16 protein-coding genes are annotated in these 17,261 nt (G+C 68.0%); 8 read left to right on the forward strand and 8 right to left on the reverse strand.

From position 1 onward, the window contains the following. Nucleotide 1: 1 nt before the first annotated feature. The 5 genes from LRR16_RS06675 to LRR16_RS06695 form a co-directional block, all read right to left on the reverse strand. Nucleotides 2–892: an ABC transporter permease gene (locus LRR16_RS06675; protein WP_023263905.1), complete on the reverse strand. Its 891-nt coding sequence runs from the start codon at nucleotides 890–892 to the stop codon at nucleotides 2–4. An 11-nt stretch (nucleotides 893–903) separates the two neighbouring features. Further along, nucleotides 904–1,785: an ABC transporter ATP-binding protein gene (locus LRR16_RS06680; RefSeq protein ID WP_232205256.1), complete on the reverse strand. Its 882-nt coding sequence runs from the start codon at nucleotides 1,783–1,785 to the stop codon at nucleotides 904–906. A gap of 2 nt (nucleotides 1,786–1,787) precedes the next feature. Further along, nucleotides 1,788–2,840: an ABC transporter substrate-binding protein gene (locus LRR16_RS06685; protein WP_370646762.1), complete on the reverse strand. Its 1,053-nt coding sequence runs from the start codon at nucleotides 2,838–2,840 to the stop codon at nucleotides 1,788–1,790. Between the two features lie 129 nt (nucleotides 2,841–2,969). Continuing rightward, nucleotides 2,970–3,884, reverse strand: a complete 915-nt coding sequence (locus LRR16_RS06690) for a TauD/TfdA family dioxygenase (RefSeq protein ID WP_232205257.1) — start codon at nucleotides 3,882–3,884, stop codon at nucleotides 2,970–2,972. A gap of 167 nt (nucleotides 3,885–4,051) precedes the next feature. After that, a complete protein-coding gene (locus tag LRR16_RS06695; protein WP_053823853.1) occupies nucleotides 4,052–4,990 on the reverse strand; it encodes a LysR family transcriptional regulator in 939 nt (312 codons plus the stop codon). A gap of 177 nt (nucleotides 4,991–5,167) precedes the next feature. On the opposite strand from LRR16_RS06695, the gene LRR16_RS06700 reads away from it, so the two are divergent. The 3 genes from LRR16_RS06700 (at nucleotide 5,168) to LRR16_RS06710 (ending at nucleotide 7,534) form a co-directional block, all read left to right on the forward strand. Further along, nucleotides 5,168–5,623, forward strand: coding sequence for a DUF6152 family protein (locus tag LRR16_RS06700; RefSeq protein ID WP_232205258.1), 456 nt, complete (start codon nucleotides 5,168–5,170; stop codon nucleotides 5,621–5,623). A 13-nt stretch (nucleotides 5,624–5,636) separates the two neighbouring features. After that, nucleotides 5,637–6,101: a hypothetical protein gene (locus LRR16_RS06705; RefSeq protein WP_006578636.1), complete on the forward strand. Its 465-nt coding sequence runs from the start codon at nucleotides 5,637–5,639 to the stop codon at nucleotides 6,099–6,101. A 362-nt stretch (nucleotides 6,102–6,463) separates the two neighbouring features. Next, nucleotides 6,464–7,534: an alpha/beta fold hydrolase gene (locus LRR16_RS06710; RefSeq protein ID WP_232205259.1), complete on the forward strand. Its 1,071-nt coding sequence runs from the start codon at nucleotides 6,464–6,466 to the stop codon at nucleotides 7,532–7,534. 37 nt (nucleotides 7,535–7,571) lie between these two features. Here LRR16_RS06710 and LRR16_RS06715 read toward each other — a convergent pair whose 3' ends face one another. The 3 genes from LRR16_RS06715 to LRR16_RS06725 all read right to left on the reverse strand — a co-directional run bounded on the left by LRR16_RS06715 (nucleotide 7,572) and on the right by LRR16_RS06725 (nucleotide 11,149). Continuing rightward, nucleotides 7,572–8,411 (reverse strand): class I SAM-dependent methyltransferase, encoded by an 840-nt coding sequence (locus LRR16_RS06715; RefSeq protein ID WP_232205260.1) that lies wholly within the window; start codon nucleotides 8,409–8,411, stop codon nucleotides 7,572–7,574. A 22-nt stretch (nucleotides 8,412–8,433) separates the two neighbouring features. Next, entirely contained in the window at nucleotides 8,434–9,795 is a 1,362-nt protein-coding gene (locus tag LRR16_RS06720) for an APC family permease (protein ID WP_232205261.1), read from the reverse strand. Between the two features lie 238 nt (nucleotides 9,796–10,033). Further along, nucleotides 10,034–11,149 carry an NADH:flavin oxidoreductase/NADH oxidase gene (locus LRR16_RS06725; RefSeq protein ID WP_232205262.1) on the reverse strand — a complete coding sequence of 372 codons (1,116 nt, stop codon included), beginning with the start codon at nucleotides 11,147–11,149 and terminating at the stop codon, nucleotides 10,034–10,036. A 455-nt stretch (nucleotides 11,150–11,604) separates the two neighbouring features. Here LRR16_RS06725 and LRR16_RS06730 point away from each other — a divergent pair, with 455 nt between their 5' ends. The 5 genes from LRR16_RS06730 to LRR16_RS06750 all read left to right on the forward strand — a co-directional run bounded on the left by LRR16_RS06730 (nucleotide 11,605) and on the right by LRR16_RS06750 (nucleotide 17,214). Next, nucleotides 11,605–13,182 carry an ABC transporter substrate-binding protein gene (locus tag LRR16_RS06730; protein ID WP_232205292.1) on the forward strand — a complete coding sequence of 526 codons (1,578 nt, stop codon included), beginning with the start codon at nucleotides 11,605–11,607 and terminating at the stop codon, nucleotides 13,180–13,182. Between the two features lie 31 nt (nucleotides 13,183–13,213). Further along, nucleotides 13,214–14,164 (forward strand): ABC transporter permease, encoded by a 951-nt coding sequence (locus LRR16_RS06735; protein ID WP_232205263.1) that lies wholly within the window; start codon nucleotides 13,214–13,216, stop codon nucleotides 14,162–14,164. A gap of 15 nt (nucleotides 14,165–14,179) precedes the next feature. After that, nucleotides 14,180–15,067: an ABC transporter permease gene (locus LRR16_RS06740; protein ID WP_232205264.1), complete on the forward strand. Its 888-nt coding sequence runs from the start codon at nucleotides 14,180–14,182 to the stop codon at nucleotides 15,065–15,067. A 4-nt stretch (nucleotides 15,068–15,071) separates the two neighbouring features. Then, nucleotides 15,072–16,136 carry an ABC transporter ATP-binding protein gene (locus LRR16_RS06745; protein ID WP_064575401.1) on the forward strand — a complete coding sequence of 355 codons (1,065 nt, stop codon included), beginning with the start codon at nucleotides 15,072–15,074 and terminating at the stop codon, nucleotides 16,134–16,136. A gap of 97 nt (nucleotides 16,137–16,233) precedes the next feature. Then, nucleotides 16,234–17,214 (forward strand): ABC transporter ATP-binding protein, encoded by a 981-nt coding sequence (locus LRR16_RS06750; protein ID WP_232205293.1) that lies wholly within the window; start codon nucleotides 16,234–16,236, stop codon nucleotides 17,212–17,214. Nucleotides 17,215–17,261 lie beyond the last annotated feature (47 nt).

A 17,261-nucleotide genomic window follows, 5' to 3' on the forward strand; every position in this document is an offset into this window, starting at 1 on the left:
GCTAGCGCTGCATGCCCCAGCGCCGCACCGTGGCGGCCTCCAGCGTGCGGAACACCAGCCCTTCGACCAGCAGGCCGATCAGGATCACCATCGCCAGGCCCGCGAACACGCGGTCGGTATAGAGCTCGTTGCGGTTCTGGAAGATGTACCAGCCCAGGCCGCCCCTGCCCGACGACGCGCCGAACACCAGCTCGGCCGCGATCAGCGTGCGCCAGGCGAAGGCCCAGCCGATCTTCAGGCCCGACACAATGGCCGGCAGCGCGGCCGGCACCAGGATCAGCAGCACATAGCGCAGCCCGCGCAGGCCATAGTTGCGTCCCGTCATGCGCAAGGTCTCCGGCACGCCACGAAAACCCGCATAGGTGTTCAGCGCCAACGGCCACAGCACCGAGTGGATCAGCACGAAGATCAGGCTGCCGCTGCCCAGGCCGAACCACAGCAGCGCGAGCGGCAGCAAGGCGATCGCCGGCAACGGGTTGAACATCGCGGTCAGCGTATCGAGCAGGTCGCGCCCGACCGTCGTGGAGACCGCCAGCGTGGTCAGCACGAAGGCGAGCGCGATGCCGGCGGCATAGCCTTGCAGCAGGATCGTCAGCGAGATCGCGGCCTTGCTCAGCAGCTCGCCGGTCGTCAGCCCTTCGACGAAGGCCTGGGCGGTCGCCACGAAGGACGGCAGCAGCAGATCATTGTTCTGCAGCCGGGCGACGGTCTCCCACAGCGCCGCCAGTACCAGAAGGATCACGGCGCGACGCAATCCGCTGTTCTGCCACAGCCGCTGGCGCAGCGGCAGCGCCCGCGCAACCGCGGTGGCGGTGAAGGGTTCGAGCTCGCGTTCGTACTCGGGCCGCAGCGGCGGCAGGGACTGCGTTGTCGTAGTGGCGATGGTCGTCATGGCTGTCCCCTTCAGCGTGTCCGCGCGGTACGCGGCGGGATGTCGGCGGCGTCCGCGATGTCAGTGTCGACGGCGGCGTCCGGCCCCGGCGTATCGAACAACAGCCGATGGATGCGCTGCGCGGTCTGCTGGAAGGCCACGCTGCCCTGGCTTTGCAGATCGAACTGATGGCTGTTCAGCTCGGCGCGTACGCGGCCCGGATGCGGCGACAGCAGCAGGATGCGGTTGCCGACCACCAGCGCCTCCTCGATCGAATGGGTGACGAACAGCAGCGTGAAGGCCGCGTCCTGCCACAGCGCGAGCAATTCCTCCTGCATTCGCCGGCGGGTCAGCGCGTCGAGCGCCGCGAACGGTTCGTCCATCAGCAGCACCTTGGGCCGCAGCGCGAGCGCCCGCGCGATCGCCACGCGCTGTTTCATGCCGCCGGACAGTGTATGCGGATAGGCGTCCGCGAAGTTGGCCAGGCCCACCTTGTCCAGGTAGTGCAGCGCCACGTCGGCCGCTTCGGCACGGCGCAGTCCGCGCGCCTGCATCAGCGGGAACATCACGTTCTGCTTGACCGTCTTCCACGGCGGCAGCTGGTCGAATTCCTGGAACACGACGATACGATCCGGCCCCGGCGCGCGCACGCGTTCGCCATCGAGCCGGATCTCGCCCTCGATCGGCGGGACGAACCCCGCCACCGCCTTCAGCAGCGTCGACTTGCCGCAGCCCGAGGGGCCAAGCAGCACGAAGCGGTCGCCGGCGTGCACATCGAAGCTGACGCGGTGCGTGGCGCGCACCACGCGCTCCGGCGTCCGATACTCGAGCGAGACGTCGTCGATCTGCAGCAGGGGGCCGCGTTGGCCGGCGGCGCCGACCACGCGCAACGGTTGCGAGACGGTGGCGGTCATGATCAGCTCCCTTGCGCGGTGGCCGGATCGGCGAAGAAATAGTCCTGCCAGGACTTCGGCTGATTGCGGATTGCGCCGACGCGATGCATGAACTCGGCCAGCACGAAGGTGTTCTGCGGCGCGATGCGGAACTGCACCTGCGGGTTCTTCAGGATGCCAACCAGCAGGGTGCGGTCGATCTTCGCCTTGTTCGCCCGGATATAGAGGTCGGCCGCGGCCTCGGGATTGGCGGTGGCAAAGCGCGCCGCCTCGGCCAGCGCGTCGACGAAGGCGCGGTAGGTCTTCGGGTTGTCGTTGCGGAATTTCTCGGTCGCGTACAGCACCGTCGACGAACTGGGACCGCCGAGCACGTCGTACGAATTGAGCACGATATGCGCGTTCGGATTGCCGGCCAGTTCCTGCTCCTGGAACGGCGGATTGGCGAAATGCGCGGTGACCTCGGTGCCGCCGTTGATGATAGCCGACGCCGCCTCGGGATGCGGCATCGCCACGGTCCACTTGTCGAGCTGGTTGAAGGCCTTGTCGCCCCACTGCTTCGCCGCGGCCAGCTGCAGCACGCGCGCCTGTACCGACACCGTGACCGCCGGCAATGCGATGCGATCCTTGTCGGTGAAATCGGCCAGCGTCTTGACCTTCGGATTGTTGCTGACCAGGTAGTACGGAAAGCTGCCGAGGGAGGCGATGCCCTTGACGTTCTGCTTGCCGCGGGTGCGGTCCCACAGCGTGAGCAGCGGGCCGACGCCCGCGCCGCCCACGTCGATCGCGCCCGACAGCAGCGCGTCGTTGACGGCGGCGCCGCCCGACAGCCGGGTCCATTCGACCTTGATGTCAATGCCCTGCTTCTGCCCCTGCTTTTCGATCAGCTGCTGTTCGCGGGCGACGTTCAGCAGCAGGTAGACCACGCCGAACTGCTCGGCGATGCGGATCTGGCCTTCGGCGTGGGCCGGTGTGGCAAACGCCAGTGCGCCGGCGCCGACGCTGGCGCCAACGGCAAGGGCCATCAGGCGGCGGCCGAGTTTGCTGAGCAGGGACGAACGGGGATACGGTGCTGCCATGGTGGGGCTCCGGAGAAAATGCTGGTTGTCTTGCGAAGGGGTAGTCGGACCGCCAGGAGGCGGTCCATCAGGCTCGCCAATCCCGCCACTGCGGGCCGCTTCGGACCGGCCCCGGGGTTGTCCGTGCCGTCAGAACGGGATGTCGCCCTCGATCGTGGTGCGGTACATCACGCGCCGTTGGTCGGCCGGACAGCCGGCCGCCAGATGCAGCAGCGACCGGTTGTCCCAGAACACCAGATCGTGCGGCTGCCAGCGATGGCGATAGACGAACTCCGGCTTGACGCTGTGCGCGAACAGCGCGTCGAGCAGCGCGCGGCTTTCGTCCTCGGGCAGGCCGACGATGCGCGTGGTGAAATGCTCGCTGACGAACAGCGCGCGCCGGCCGGTCTCCGGATGCGTGCGAACCACCGGCTGCAGCACCGGCTTGACCTGCGCGATCTGCTCGGCGGTCAGGTTTGGCCGCCACGGGCTGCGCTGCTGCAGCTCGGCATAGCGCGCCAGATAGGTGTGCTCGGCCTGGCGCCCCTCGACCGCCCGCTTCAATTCCGCCGGCAGCGTTTCCCAGGCCAGATGCTGGTTGGCGAACAGGGTGTCTCCTCCCTCCGCCGGCAGCTCTTGCGCGTGCAATAGCGAGCCCAGGCTGGGCTTTTCCTTGTACGACAGGTCCGAATGCCAGAAATGGCCGGCATCGCCAAGACCGATCGGCTTGCCGTCCTTCAGCACGTTCGAGACGATCAGGATCTCCGGATGACCGGCCAGCTGGAACTGGTGCAGCACGTGGATCTGCAGCGGACCGAAGCGCCGGCTGAAGGCGGTCTGCTGGTCGGGCGTGATGCGCTGATCGCGAAACACCAGCACGTGGTGGTCCAGATGCGCACGGTGGATACGGGCGAAGTCCGCATCCGATAGCGGCTGCGACAGGTCCAGCCCGACTACCTCGGCCCCGAGCGGCGCGTCGAAGGGACGAATCTCGAAGCCGGTGCCGGCGCGTGTCGTCACGACGGGAGGACGCGCGGGCAGTGCCGCCTGGATGGAAACGGTCATGTCTGGTACGTAAACTCGGAATGGATCAGGGCACGATGCAAACGCGGCAAACGCGCTGGCATCGACTGGGTCGATGCTAAGGAGACCGTCCAGCGCCGGTCAACGAATCAAATCGTTCGGTCTTATCCGTTCTTCGCATATGCCCGACGGGAACACGGCCGTCTCGGTCAGCGCGCCGCGGCGGCTCTGTTGCCGTCCCCTGTTCCGCCGCTGCGCGTCGTCACGGCGCGCCGCAATGCCGCCAGCGCGGGCGGCAAGGCCGGATGGCGCGAGCGCGGGTCGTACAGCGCCGCCAGCGGCAATACCAGCGCCGCGGGATAGGGCTTGATCGGGACGCGCACCGTGCCGGCCACTGCCAGGCTGCGCGATTGCGTCGGCGCGATGCCGATTCCGAGCCCGGCCGCGACCAGCGACAGCTGGCCGTGCAGGCGCGGCGCGGTGGCCGCCAGTTGCATGACGCGGCCGGCCACGCGGCAGCGGTCGCGGATCGCTGCATAGAGCGCCGGGCCCTGCGCCTCGGGGAACAGCACCAGCGGCTCGGCGGCCAGCTCTTCGATGCGGATCGTCGTGCGGGTTGCCAGACGGTGGTCGGCGGGCAGCACCGCGTCGAAGCGGTCGTTGGCCAGCAGCACGCTGGCAAGGCGCGCATGCGTGTCGAATGGCGGGTGGCCGATGCCCAGATCGATCTCGCCGGCGGCGATCAGCGCCAGCTGCTCGTTGGTGGTCGCCTCGTGCAGCGCGAACTCTACCGGCTCCGTCGACGCGGACAGGCTGCGCAGTGCGGCCGGCAAGGCCCGATAGAGCGCCGCGGAAACATAGGCAATCCTCAGGCGGCGGCGCCTTTGCTGCCCCGCCGCCCGCGCGGCTTCCTGCGCCCGCCGCTCCGCCTGCAGCAGCGCGATCGCCTCCTCGCGCAGCCGCTCTCCGGCGGCCGTCAGCGCGACACGGCGGCTGGTACGGTCGAACAGCCGCACGCCGACTTCCTGCTCGAGCCTGGCGATCGCCCGGCTGAGATGCGGCTGCGCCATGCCGACCTGCTGCGCGGCCCGGCCGAAATGCAGCGCGTCGGCAACGGCGAGAAAAAGCTTGAGCTGCTGGAATTCCATTGATACCTCGTGGCGTATCGAACGATGCCATTTTGGCGGATTGATGTATGGATTGGCGAGGGCTATCTTGGCCGCGATCCATTCGCTCGCAAGGAAGCAACGATGAAGCAGATAGTGGCATTGGCTCGGGCAGTCGCATTGGCGACCGCACTAACAATTGCACTGTGCGGTCTGGCAATGACGCCTGGAAGGCCGGCGTGGGCGCATCACGGGTGGGGGTACTACGACACCGCCGCGCCGCTCTATTTTTCTGGCCGCGTGGTGTCGGTGACCTGGCGCAACCCGCATCCGCAGGTGACCATCGAAGTCGACGCCAGGGCCCTGCCGGCCAACTGGAACGCGCTGCCGGTGCCGCCGGAACTGGCCGAGCTCGGCTTTGGCAACACGCTCGCCGCGGTGCGCGCGCCGGCATCGCCGGGACGCTGGACGCTCGACCTGGCGCCGATCAACCGGCTGGAGCGATGGGGCATGCCGCGCGAGCCCCGTCCGGGCGACCGGCTCGAGGCGATCGGTTTTCCGTCCTGCAGCGACCGCCATGTCGCGCGGCCCGCGCTGATCGTGCTGGACGGCGCCGGCGTGCGCCAGCAATCGGTCGCGCTGCCGGCCGGATGCAGCGGCGCGCCGCGCGGCTGAGCGGGACGGCGGCATGGAAGCGTGGGACGACTTGTTCGCCGCGGTCGAGACATGGCAGCCCGTGACGGCGCTGCGCGCATCGACCTGGGCCTATCCGCTGGTCAGCTGGCTGCATCTGCTGGGCATGGGGCTGCTGTTCGGCACCATCGCGGTGGTCGATCTGCGGCTCGCCGGTGGATTGATGCGGCTCGATGACGCGGCGTTGCAGCGGACGCTGGTGCCGCTGTCGCTGATGGGCTTCGCGCTGGCCGCGCTGTCTGGGGTGCTGCTGTTTGCGCCGGCGGCGCGGGAGTATCTGTCGAACCCGTGGTTCGGCGCCAAGCTGGCGTTGATCGCTACGGCGGCGCTGAATGCGCTGGCGCTGCATCTGGCGTCGCGCCGGCGGCGGAATCGCAGCCATGGCCGGCTGGCGGGATTGCTGTCGTTGGGGCTTTGGGCGGCGGTGATGCTGGCGGGGAGGATGTTGGCGTTTGGGTGAGGGATGGCAATCGTTGCCGCTGTGCGACCGCCGCCGCCCTCTCCCCCAGCCCCTCTCCCGCAAGCGGGAGAGGGGAGCGCATCATCGCGGCGGTGATGTCCATGGGAAACGGGAGCGGGTCGTCGCGGCGGCGGTGCCGGAACAGGCAGCGGTCATCGCGGTCGTGCTGCCTGCGGGATAGCGAAGCGGGTCGCGCTGCCGACGCGCGGGCTCCCTCTCCCGCTTGCGGGAGAGGGTTGGGGAGAGGGCGACCGGCGCACGCAATCTCCGCAAGCGCCTCGCATCCCCTGAACTTTATTGTTACCCCACGGTCACATCGAGTCCGTTTCCTCACTGCAATTCGTCCCACCTGGGAGCCCCGCATGAAAACGACTTCGACTCGCCTGTTGCCCCTGTCCACGTTTGCCATGTCGCTCGCCCTGACCGCCGCCGCGACAACGGCCGCCGCCGCCGAACCCGCGGCAGCCGCCCCCGCACCATCAGTGCGCCCCTACGGCCCGCAACTCGAAGGCTTCCCCTACCCCCACCCGATCCAGCGCTTCACCTTCCAGTCGCAGCAGCAGGAGCTGTCGATGGCCTTCATGGATGTTGCACCGAAGGGCAAGCCGAACGGCCGCACCGCGGTGCTGCTGCACGGCAAGAATTTCTGCGGCGCGACGTGGGAAGCCACCATCGACACGCTGGCCAATGCCGGCTACCGGGTGATCGCGCCGGACCAGATCGGCTTTTGCGCGTCCACCAAACCCCGCGGCTACCAGTTCAGCTTCGCGCAGCTCGCGGCCAATACGCAGGCGCTGCTGCAATCGCGCGGCGTGACCCGTGCCACCGTGATCGGCCATTCGATGGGCGGCATGCTGGCCGCGCGCTTCGCGCTGCAGTATCCGAAGTCGGTGGAGCAGCTGGTGCTGGTCAATCCGATCGGGCTCGAAGACTGGCAGGCCGAGGGCGTTCCCTATGCCAGCGTCGATCAGCTCTATCAGGGCGAGCTCAAGACCAGCTTCGACTCGATCAAGGCCTATCAGCTGCGCTTCTACTACAACGGCAAGTGGCGCCCCGAATACGACCGCTGGGTCGCGATGCAGGCCGGCATGTACGCCGGTCCGGGCAAGCAGCAGGTGGCCTGGAACCAGGCGCAGACCTCGGAGATGCTGTTCACGCAGCCCGTCGTCCACGAGTTTTCGCGGATCGCCGTGCCGACGCTGCTGATGATCGGCGAGAAGGACCGCACCGCGCCCGGCGCGAACCGGGCCGCCCCCGAGATCGCCACCAAGCTGGGCAACTATCCCGTGCTGGGACAAAGCGCCGCGCGCGCGATTCCGAACGCGACGCTGGTGGCGTTCCCGGAGCTGGGCCATTCGCCGCAGGTCGAATCGCCGGCGCAGTTCCACAAGGCGCTGCTGCAAGGGCTGGACGGCAAACCGGCAAACCGCTGAACCACAACGGGGCGCGGGATGGGCGCCCACATCGAGATCAACGCGTCATCGTCGCGCTCCAGCGCCCTCCTCCCTCGACCGTGCCCTGCATGGTCTTGCCGCTGATCTCGCCGGTATAGCGCTGCTGGCCGGCGACGAACGAGATCTTCGTACCGTCGATGCGGCCTTCGCTGATCGGCGTCGTCGCGCCTTCCTCGCGCAGCGTCCCTTCGATCATCTGGTACTTCTGCGTCAGCACCAGCTGCTTGTCCCCCATGCGCCAGCTGCCTTGCACCTTGGCCGGAATCACCCACTTGTAGGCGGTGCAGTGGCCCGCGCAGCCCTGCGTGACCTGCGCGGTCTCGTCCGGCTCCCAATCGTCCATCGTGAAGGTATTGGAGACCACGCGCGTGCCCGGCTTCATGTTGAGCAAGGTCGGACGCAGCCGCAGGTTCAGGTCCGGCAGCAGGAACAGCGTGACCACGGTCGCGTTCGAGAAATCCGACTTGAAGATGTCGCCCTGGTCGAAGCGGGCGCGATTGCCGACGCCCTCGGCCTGCGCGGTCCGGCGCGACAGCGCCACCAGATCCGGATTGAACTCGATGCCGCGCGCCGTGGCGCCACGCTTGGCCGCGGTGATCACCAGCCGGCCATCGCCCGACCCGAGGTCGACCAGATGGTCCCTGGGCGTCAGCTCGGCCATGTCGAGCATGCGGTCGACCAGTGCCTGCGAGGTCGGCACCCACACCACGTCCTTGCCCGACTGGCCGACGGATGGCTTGTAGACCGAGGTCACCTCCGACGCCGTCTCCGTCTGCGCCAAACCGGGGCCGCTCAATGCCAGGGCCCCCGCGGCAAACAGCGCGGCAGCGACGAAGGACTTGTGCAAGATCGTCATCGACGTTCTCCTGTTCGAATGGTCACATGGGGTCCGGTGAAGCATCCTGCTGTTCCGCCGGCTCGGCCTCCTTGCGCTTGAACAGCAGGATCGGCGCGCCGGCGGCGAGCATCGCGAGCCCAATCAGCGCCGCGGCGCCGGTATAGGTCACGCTGGCATAGAGCATGTACAGGCAGGTCAGGCAGAAGATGATCGGCGTGACGGGATACAGCGGCACGCGGTATGGCAACGCGCGCTCGGGCTGGCGCCAGCGCAGCACGAACAGCGAGAAGCCGACCAGCAGCAGGAAGCCCCAGAACACCGGCGCGGTGTAGTCGACCATCGCCTTGAAGCCGTCGCGCGTGATGGCCCCCACCGCGATCAGCGCCAGCGCGATGATCCCCTGCGCGATCTGGCCATTGGCGGGCGTCTTGCCGCGGCCGTCCCAGATGCCCACCCACTGCATCACCGTCATGTCGCGCGCCATCGCGTAGAACACGCGCGAGCCGGTGAAGATCGTGGCGTTCAGCGTCGAGATCGCGGCGACCACGATGGCCGCGGTGACCACGCGCTCGCCGATCGGCCCGGCTACCACGCGCATCATGTCGGCGGCGACCGCATCGGATTGGCGCAATCCGTCGAGCCCGAGAACCGACAGCAAGGCCAGATTGGCCAGCGTATACAGCACCACCAGAAGGACGGTGCCGCCGGCCAGCACTTTGGCGATATTGCGCGGCGCGTCCTTCAGTTCGCCGGTCAGATAGGCGGCCTCGTTCCAGCCGCCATAGGTCAGCAGCACGAAGATCATCGCCATGCCGATCGCCGCGGTTTCAGGCGGCATCGACGGCGCGGCGCGTTCGGCGGTCTCGGGTGACCCGAACATGCCGAACAGGATGATGGCGCCGATCGCGCCGATCTCGAGGAAGGTCACCACCACCTGCAGGTTCTTGCCCTCGATGGTGCCGATCACGTTGACCGCGGTCAGCACGATCACCGCCAGCGCGGCATAGATGGCCGGACCCAACGGACCGGCCGGCACCAGCTGGGCCACGTAGTCGCCGAGCATGAAGGCGACCGCCGCGATGGCGCCGGTCTGGATCACCGTGCAGCGCGCCCATCCAAACATCATCGCGGTGGAGCGGCCATAGGCGCGCGACAGGAAGTGGTATTCGCCGCCGGCGTTGGGATGGGCCGCCGACAGCTCCGCGTAGCACAGCGCGCCGATGAAGGTGATGATGCCGCCGACGATCCAGACCAGCACGAACATCGCCTCCGACTCGACGCTGCCCGCGACGATCGACGGCGTGCGGAAGATCCCGACCCCGAGCACCAGCCCCACCATGATGGTGATCGCATCGAAGACCGACAGGATGCCTTGCGGTCTGGGTTGGTTCGGATCGGTCATCCCGGTCATCCCTTGCCTCGGACGGATGGAGCGAAATGAGCTTGCCAACTGAGCTCGCCAGATGAGCCTGCATTCCGCGCTCGCATCGCTGCCGTGGAAGGCAGCGGACTTGTCTGCCTGTCCACGATACGAAACATCCGGATGGGTGACTAGGGGTGCGGCGACCTCCTCCGAGGGTCCGTCACGCGACGTGACGGGAGGGACGCTCCAATGGCGCCGAAAATGACATCGGTGTCATTCAACGTTGGCCGAACGCCGCACCCGCGAACAGGTCCTTGAACTCGCGCGGCTGCGAACGCCAGTACTGCTTCGGCGCCCGGACCTGCGCGCCGAGCCTGGCGGCGGCGTGCCATGGCCAGCGCGGGTCGTACAGCATCGCCCGCGCCAGCGAGACGGCGTCGGCCTCGCCGTTGGCGATGATGCTCTCGGCCTGCTCCGGCTCCGTGATCAGCCCGACCGCGATGGTCGGCAGTCCGACCTCGGCCTTGACCCGCTGCGCGTACGGGACCTGGTAGCCCGGCCCCAGCTTGATCGCCTGCTGCGGCGACACGCCGCCCGTGGTCACATGGATTGCCGCGCAACCGCGCCGCGCGAGCTCCTTCGAGATCGCCACCGTGCCCTCGATGTCCCAGCCATTGGGCACCCAATCGGTCGCCGAGATGCGCGCCCATACCGGGCGGTCGGCCGGAAAGACGGCGCGCACCGCGTCGAACACCTCCAGCGGAAAGCGCATCCGGTTCTCGAGGCTGCCGCCGTACTCGTCGTCGCGATGGTTGGCGATCGGCGACAGGAACTGGTGCAGCAGATAGCCGTGCGCGGCATGGATCTCGATCGCATCGATGCCCAGGCGCGCGGCGCGCTTCGCGGTCTCGACGAAATCGCGCTTGACGCGTTCGAGGCCGGCGCGGTCGAGCGCCATCGGCGCGACTTCGCTGGGCGCATGGGGTACGGCCGACGGCGCCTCGGTCTGCCAGCCCTCCGGCTCGTCGGGCCGGATCTGCGCCCCGCCATCCCACGGCGCGCGGCTCGACGCCTTGCGGCCCGCATGGGCGATCTGCATCGCGACCTTGATCGGCGAATGGGCGCGCACCGCCTTCAGCACGCGGGCCAGCGCGGCTTCGTTGTCGTCCGAGTACAGGCCGAGGTCGTAGGGTGTGATGCGTCCCTGCGGCGAGACCGCGGTCGCTTCGAGAATCAGCATGCCGGCGCCGGACAGCGCGAGGTGGCCCAGATGGATCAGGTGCCAGTCGGTGGCATTGCCCTGCTCCGCCGAGTACTGGCACATCGGCGCGATCAGGATGCGGTTGTCGAGCTGCAGATCGCCGATCTGCAGCGGGGTAAACAGTGCGGACATCGAGAACCTCTTCTGTGTTCTGGTGGATACCGGCTCGCCGTGGCAGGCCATGCGGGCCAGACGAGCCAGGCAGGCATTGTGCGGCAACTGGGCGATCGCTGCAGGCGGCGGGGAACGGCGCGCATGGATGCATGTTGGTGCGAGACCCATCGATCGTGGTGCGGCGCCTCCCGCCGATGGTGCCCGCGCCTGGTCTCGGCGCGGTTCCGGCGAGGCGATACGCGAAATCGCCGCGGTGACCCCGAAAATCCGATGGCATATCACTTGCTTTGGCACTGCCGACGTCTCTTCCCCACTCAGGAGCCATGCCAGTGAACTGCTTCGCCCGCGCTTTCGCATCGATGTCGACCGCCGCTTCCCCCGCCTCCGCCGCATCGGTAACCGGCGCCCGTCAACGGCTTGGCAGCATCGGCGCGGCGCTCGCGCTGTCCCTGCTGGTCTTGCCAGGGTCGGCGATGGCCGAAAAGGTACTGCGCATCGGCATGACCGCGGCCGACATTCCCCGAACGCTCGGCCAGCCGGACCAGGGCTTCGAGGGCAACCGCTTCAGCGGCATTCCGATGTATGACGGCCTGACGCAATGGGATCTGAGCAAGAGCGACGGCCCGAGCCTGCTGATCCCCGGGCTTGCGACCGAATGGAAGGTGGACGCCAAGGACAAGACCAGATGGGTCTTCAAGCTGCGCCCCAACGTCAAGTTCCATGACGGCACGCCGTTCAACGCCGACGCGGTCGTGTGGAATGTCGGCAAGGTGCTGGACAAGACCGCGAAGCAGTTCGACCCCAGCCAGGTCGGCGTGACCGCATCGCGGATGCCGACGCTGCGCTCCGCGCGCAAGATCGACGACCTGACCGTGGAGCTGACCACGTCCGAGCCGGACTCCTTCCTGCCGTACAACCTGACCAACCTGTTCATGGCTTCCCCCGCGCAGTGGGAGAAGAAGTTTGCCGCGGTGCCGGCCTCGGTCAGCGACCCGATCGAGCGTTCCAAGCAGGCGTGGGTCGCCTTCGCCGCCGATGCGGCAGGCACCGGCCCCTTCAAGATGAGCCGCTTCGTGCCGCGCGAGCGCCTCGAGGTCGTGAAGAACGCGCAGTACTGGGACGCGAAGCGCGTGCCCAGGATCGACAAGGTCGTGATGATCCCGATGCCGGAGGCCAATGCGCGCACCGCGGCGCTGCTGTCCGGGCAGGTCGACTGGATCGAGGCGCCCGCACCGGACGCCATCGCGCAGATCAAGAGCCGCGGCTTCCAGGTCTACGCCAACACGCAGCCGCACATGTGGCCGTGGCAGCTGTCGTTCGCGCCGGGCTCGCCGTGGCTCGACAAGCGCGTGCGGCAGGCGGTCAATCTGTGCGTGAACCGCTCGGGCCTGAAGACGCTGCTGGGCGGGTATATGGCCGAGGCCAAGGGCATCGTCGAAGCGGGCAACCCGTGGTGGGGCAATCCGAAGTTCGACATCAGGTACGACCCCGCCGGCGCCCGCAAGCTGATGCAGGAGGCGGGCTACTCGGCGGCCAAGCCGGTCAAGGTCAAGGTGCAGGTCTCCGCGTCCGGCTCCGGCCAGATGCAGCCGCTGCCGATGAACGAATACGTACAGCAGAACCTGAAGGAGTGCTTCATCGACGTCGACTTCGACGTGGTCGAATGGAACACGCTGTTTACCAACTGGCGCATCGGCGCCAAGGACCCCAGCGCGCACGGCGCCAACGCGATCAACGTCAGCTTCGCGGCGATGGACCCGTTCTTCGCGATGGTGCGCTTCGTCAGCAGCAAGACCCAGCCGCCGGTCTCGAACAACTGGGGCTACTTCAGCAATCCCGAGTTCGACAAGCTGATCGAGACCGCCCGCACGTCGTTCGACGACAAGGGCCGCGACGCCGCGCTGGCGAAGCTGCACGCCCGCATCGTCGAGGAGGCGCCGTTCGTGCTGATCGCGCATGACGTCGGCCCGCGCGCGATCTCGAAGAAGGTCAAGGGCGTGGTGCAGCCGCAAAGCTGGTTCATCGACATCGCCACCATGTCGATGGACTGAGCGGAACCCGATCGACTTTCCGGCCACGACCATGTCCTACCTGCTTCGCCGCGCGCTGTATGCGCTGCCCATCCTGCTGGGCGTCGCGCTGCTGTGCTTCTCGCTGGTGCATATCGCGCCGGGCGATCCGCTGGTGTCGGTGCTGCCGCCCGACGCCTCGGAAGAGATGCGCCAGCAGCTCGCCGCGCTGTACGGCTTCGACAAGCCCTTCATCGAGCAATTCGTGCACTGGCTGACCCGCGCGCTGCACGGCGACCTGGGCACCTCGATCGCCACTAGCCGCCCGGTGATGCAGGAGGTGGCCGCCGCCGTCGTCAATTCGGTGCGGCTGGCGGCGGTGGCGACGCTGATCGGCTTCACCTTCGGCTGCCTGTTCGGCTTCGTCGCCGGCTACCTGCGCGATTCCGCGATCGACCGCGCGGCCTCGTTCCTGTCGGTGTTCGGCGTCAGCGTGCCGCACTACTGGCTCGGCATGGTGCTGGCCATCGTGTTCTCGGTGATGCTCGGCTGGTTGCCGGCGACCGGCGCCGGGCCAGGCGGCTCGGGCGACTGGGGCTGGGATTGGGAACATCTCCAGTACATGCTGCTGCCGGCGATCACGATGTCGGTGATTCCGATGGGCATCGTTGCACGGACCATCCGCGCGCTGGTGGCGGAGATCCTGTCGAACGAGTTCATTGTCGGCCTGAAGGCGCGCGGCCTGTCCGACCTGGCGGTGTTCCGCCACGTCGTCAAGAACGTCGCCCCGACCGCGTTGTCCGTGATGGGCCTGCAGCTGGGCTATCTGCTCGGCGGCTCGATCCTGATCGAGACGGTGTTCGCGTGGCCCGGCACCGGCTTCCTGCTGAACTCGGCGATCTTCCAGCGCGATTTCCCGCTGCTGCAGGGGACGATCCTCGTGCTGGCGGTGTTCTTCGTGCTGCTGAACCTGATGGTCGACGCGCTGCAGACGCTGTTCGATCCGCGCATCCAGCGCAACTAGTACCCGGAGACAGCCATGGAAATGACGCTGGACAATACCGCCGCGCCGGCCGTGGCGGAACGCTCCCCCGGCTACTGGACCACGGTCGGCCGCCGGCTGCTGCGCAACAAGCTTGCGATGGCCGCGGCCCTGATCCTGCTCGCGCTGATCCTCGTCGCGCTGTTCGCGCCGCTGCTGATGCCGGCCGATCCCTATGCGTCGTCGATCCTGAAGCGCCTGAAGCCGATCGGCACCGAAGGCTATCCACTCGGCACCGACGAGCTGGGCCGCGACATGCTGTCGCGACTGATCCTGGGCGCGCGGCTGTCGCTGTTCATGGGCATCACGCCGGTGCTGATCGCCTTCGTGCTCGGAAGCGCGCTGGGCATCGTGGCCGGCTATGCCGGCGGCTGGGTCAATACCGCGATCATGCGGGTGGTCGACATCTTCTACGCCTTCCCGTCGGTGCTGCTGGCCATCGCGCTGTCCGGCACGCTGGGCGCCGGCGTCGGCAATGCGCTGCTGTCGCTGACCATCGTGTTCGTGCCGCAGATCGCGCGCGTGGCCGAGAGCGTCACCACGCAGGTACGCAATCGCGAGTTCGTGGACGCGGCGCGGGCCTCGGGGGCGTCCGCGCTGACGATCGTGCGCGCGCACGTGCTGAACAACGTGCTGGGACCGATCTTCGTCTATGCGACCGGCCTGATCTCGGTGTCGATGATCCTCGCGTCCGGCCTGTCGTTCCTGGGCCTGGGCGTCAAGCCGCCCGAGCCCGAATGGGGCTTGATGCTGAACACGCTGCGCACCGCGATCTATACCCAGCCGTGGGTGGCCGCGTTGCCGGGGGCGATGATCTTCGTGACCTCGATCTCGTTCAACCTGCTCGCCGACGGCATCCGCTCGGCGATGGAAATCAAGGACTGAGCCGATGCCCCTGTCCACACCGAACGCCGATCTTGGCGGCCCTGCCCAGCCGCTGGTGATTGCCCGTGATCTGGTCAAGCATTTTCCGTTGAAGGGCGGCATTCCCGGACGCCGTGCCGGCGCCGTGCGCGCGGTCGATGGCGTCAGCTTCGACGTGCTCAAGGGCGAGACGCTCGGCGTGGTCGGCGAATCGGGTTGCGGCAAGTCGACCACGGCGCGGCTGCTGATGCAGCTGACCGAGCAGGACAGCGGCGAGCTGATCTTCGACGCGGAAGGCGTCGGCTCCGCGCAGTTGCCGCTGAAGCGCTATCGCAGCCAGGTACAGATGGTCTTCCAGGACAGCTATTCGTCGCTGAACCCGCGGCTGACCATCGAGGAATCGATCGCCTTCACCGCGCGCGTGCACGGCGTTCCGGCGCGCGAGGCCATCGAGCGGGCCCGCCATCTGCTCGGCCGCGTCGGGCTCGAACCGTTGCGCTTCGGCGGCCGCTATCCGCACGAGCTGTCCGGCGGCCAGCGCCAGCGCGTCAATATCGCCCGTGCGCTGGTGCTCAGGCCACGTCTGGTGATCCTCGACGAAGCGGTATCGGCGCTGGACAAATCGGTCGAAGCCCAGGTGCTGAACCTGCTGCTGGACCTGAAGGCCGAATTCGACCTGACCTACGTCTTCATCAGCCACGATCTGAACGTGATTCGCTACCTGTGCGATCGCGTGATGGTGATGTACCTGGGCAAGGTCGCCGAGATCGGCGATACCGAGGCGATCTACGCCAACCCGGCCCATCCCTACACGCGCGCGCTGCTCGCCTCGATGCCGTCGATGGACCCGGACCGGCGCACGCTGACGCCGCCGCTGGCCGGCGATCCGCCCAATCCGATCGATCCGCCACCGGGCTGCAGTTTCCATCCGCGCTGCGGCCTGGCCGAGGCCGTCTGTGCGCGGCGCGCGCCCGTGCTGTCCGCGGCGATCGCCGGCCATCCGGTGTCCTGCCTGATGGCGGAACCGGACAGCGGCCATTCACGGGCAACGGCGCGGCGAGCCGAGACCGCCGTTGCCGATGCCTGTTGAGGAGACCAGCATGAATGCCACCGTCATCGCGTCGGCACCAGGCGCCTCGGCAACGAGCGCCTCGGCACCGACCGCCACGCCTTTGTCCGACCCGCCGATGGTGGCCGTGCGCGACCTGCATGTCGCCTTCGACGCCGGCGGCAAGACCATCCGCGCGGTCAACGGCGTCTCGCTGCAGGTGACCCCCGGCGAAGCGGTCGCGCTGATCGGCGAGTCGGGCTCGGGCAAGAGCGTCACGCTGCGCGCGCTGATGCGGCTGCATCCGCCCCGCCGCACCACGATGACCGGCGACATCGTCATTGACGGTACCGACGTGATGCGGCTGGATGCCAAGGGCTTGTCGAGGATTCGCGGCGGCACCGTCGCCATGGTGTTCCAGGAGCCGTTGCTCGCGCTCGACCCGGTCTACACCATTGGCGAGCAGATCGTCGAATGCATCCGCGCCCATAGCCGCGTCTCGGCCGGAGAAGCCCGCAAGCAGGCCCTGCAGGCGCTGGAGGCGGTTCGCATCCCGAGCCCCGAGCGCCGCCTGGCCGCCTATCCGCACGAGCTGTCGGGAGGGATGCGCCAGCGCGCGATGATCGCGTTGGCGTTGTCGGCCAGGCCGAAGGTGCTGCTGGCCGACGAGCCCACCACCGCGCTCGACGCCACCGTGCAGATCCAGGTGCTGATCCTGCTGCGCGAACTGCAACGCGCGCTGGGCCTGTCGATCGTGTTCGTGACCCACGATATCGGCGCCGCGGTGGAGATCGCCGATCGCGTCGCGGTGATGTACGGCGGCCGGATCGTCGAGGAAGGCCCGATTCGCACGCTGCTGCGCGATGCGCGTCATCCGTACACGATCGCGCTGCTGCAAAGCCGCCAGCACGGCATGGCCCGTGGCGAGCGGCTGGCCGCCATTCCGGGATCGCCGCCCGATCTGGCGGCATTGCCCGCCGGTTGCAGCTTTGCGCCGCGATGTGCCCAGGCCCGGCCCGAATGCCTGCGGCACGTGCCGCAGCCCGTCTCGGTCGGCGACGGCCATCGCGTCAGCTGCGTGCTGGCCGCAGCCGCCGAACCCGCATTGGCGGTGGCCTGACGCCATCGGACCGACCTCGACCAACCCAACCCGGAAACCCCGCAACC

The organism is Cupriavidus sp. UGS-1 (assembly GCF_021213615.1).
Taxonomy (GTDB): Bacteria; Pseudomonadota; Gammaproteobacteria; order Burkholderiales; family Burkholderiaceae; genus Cupriavidus.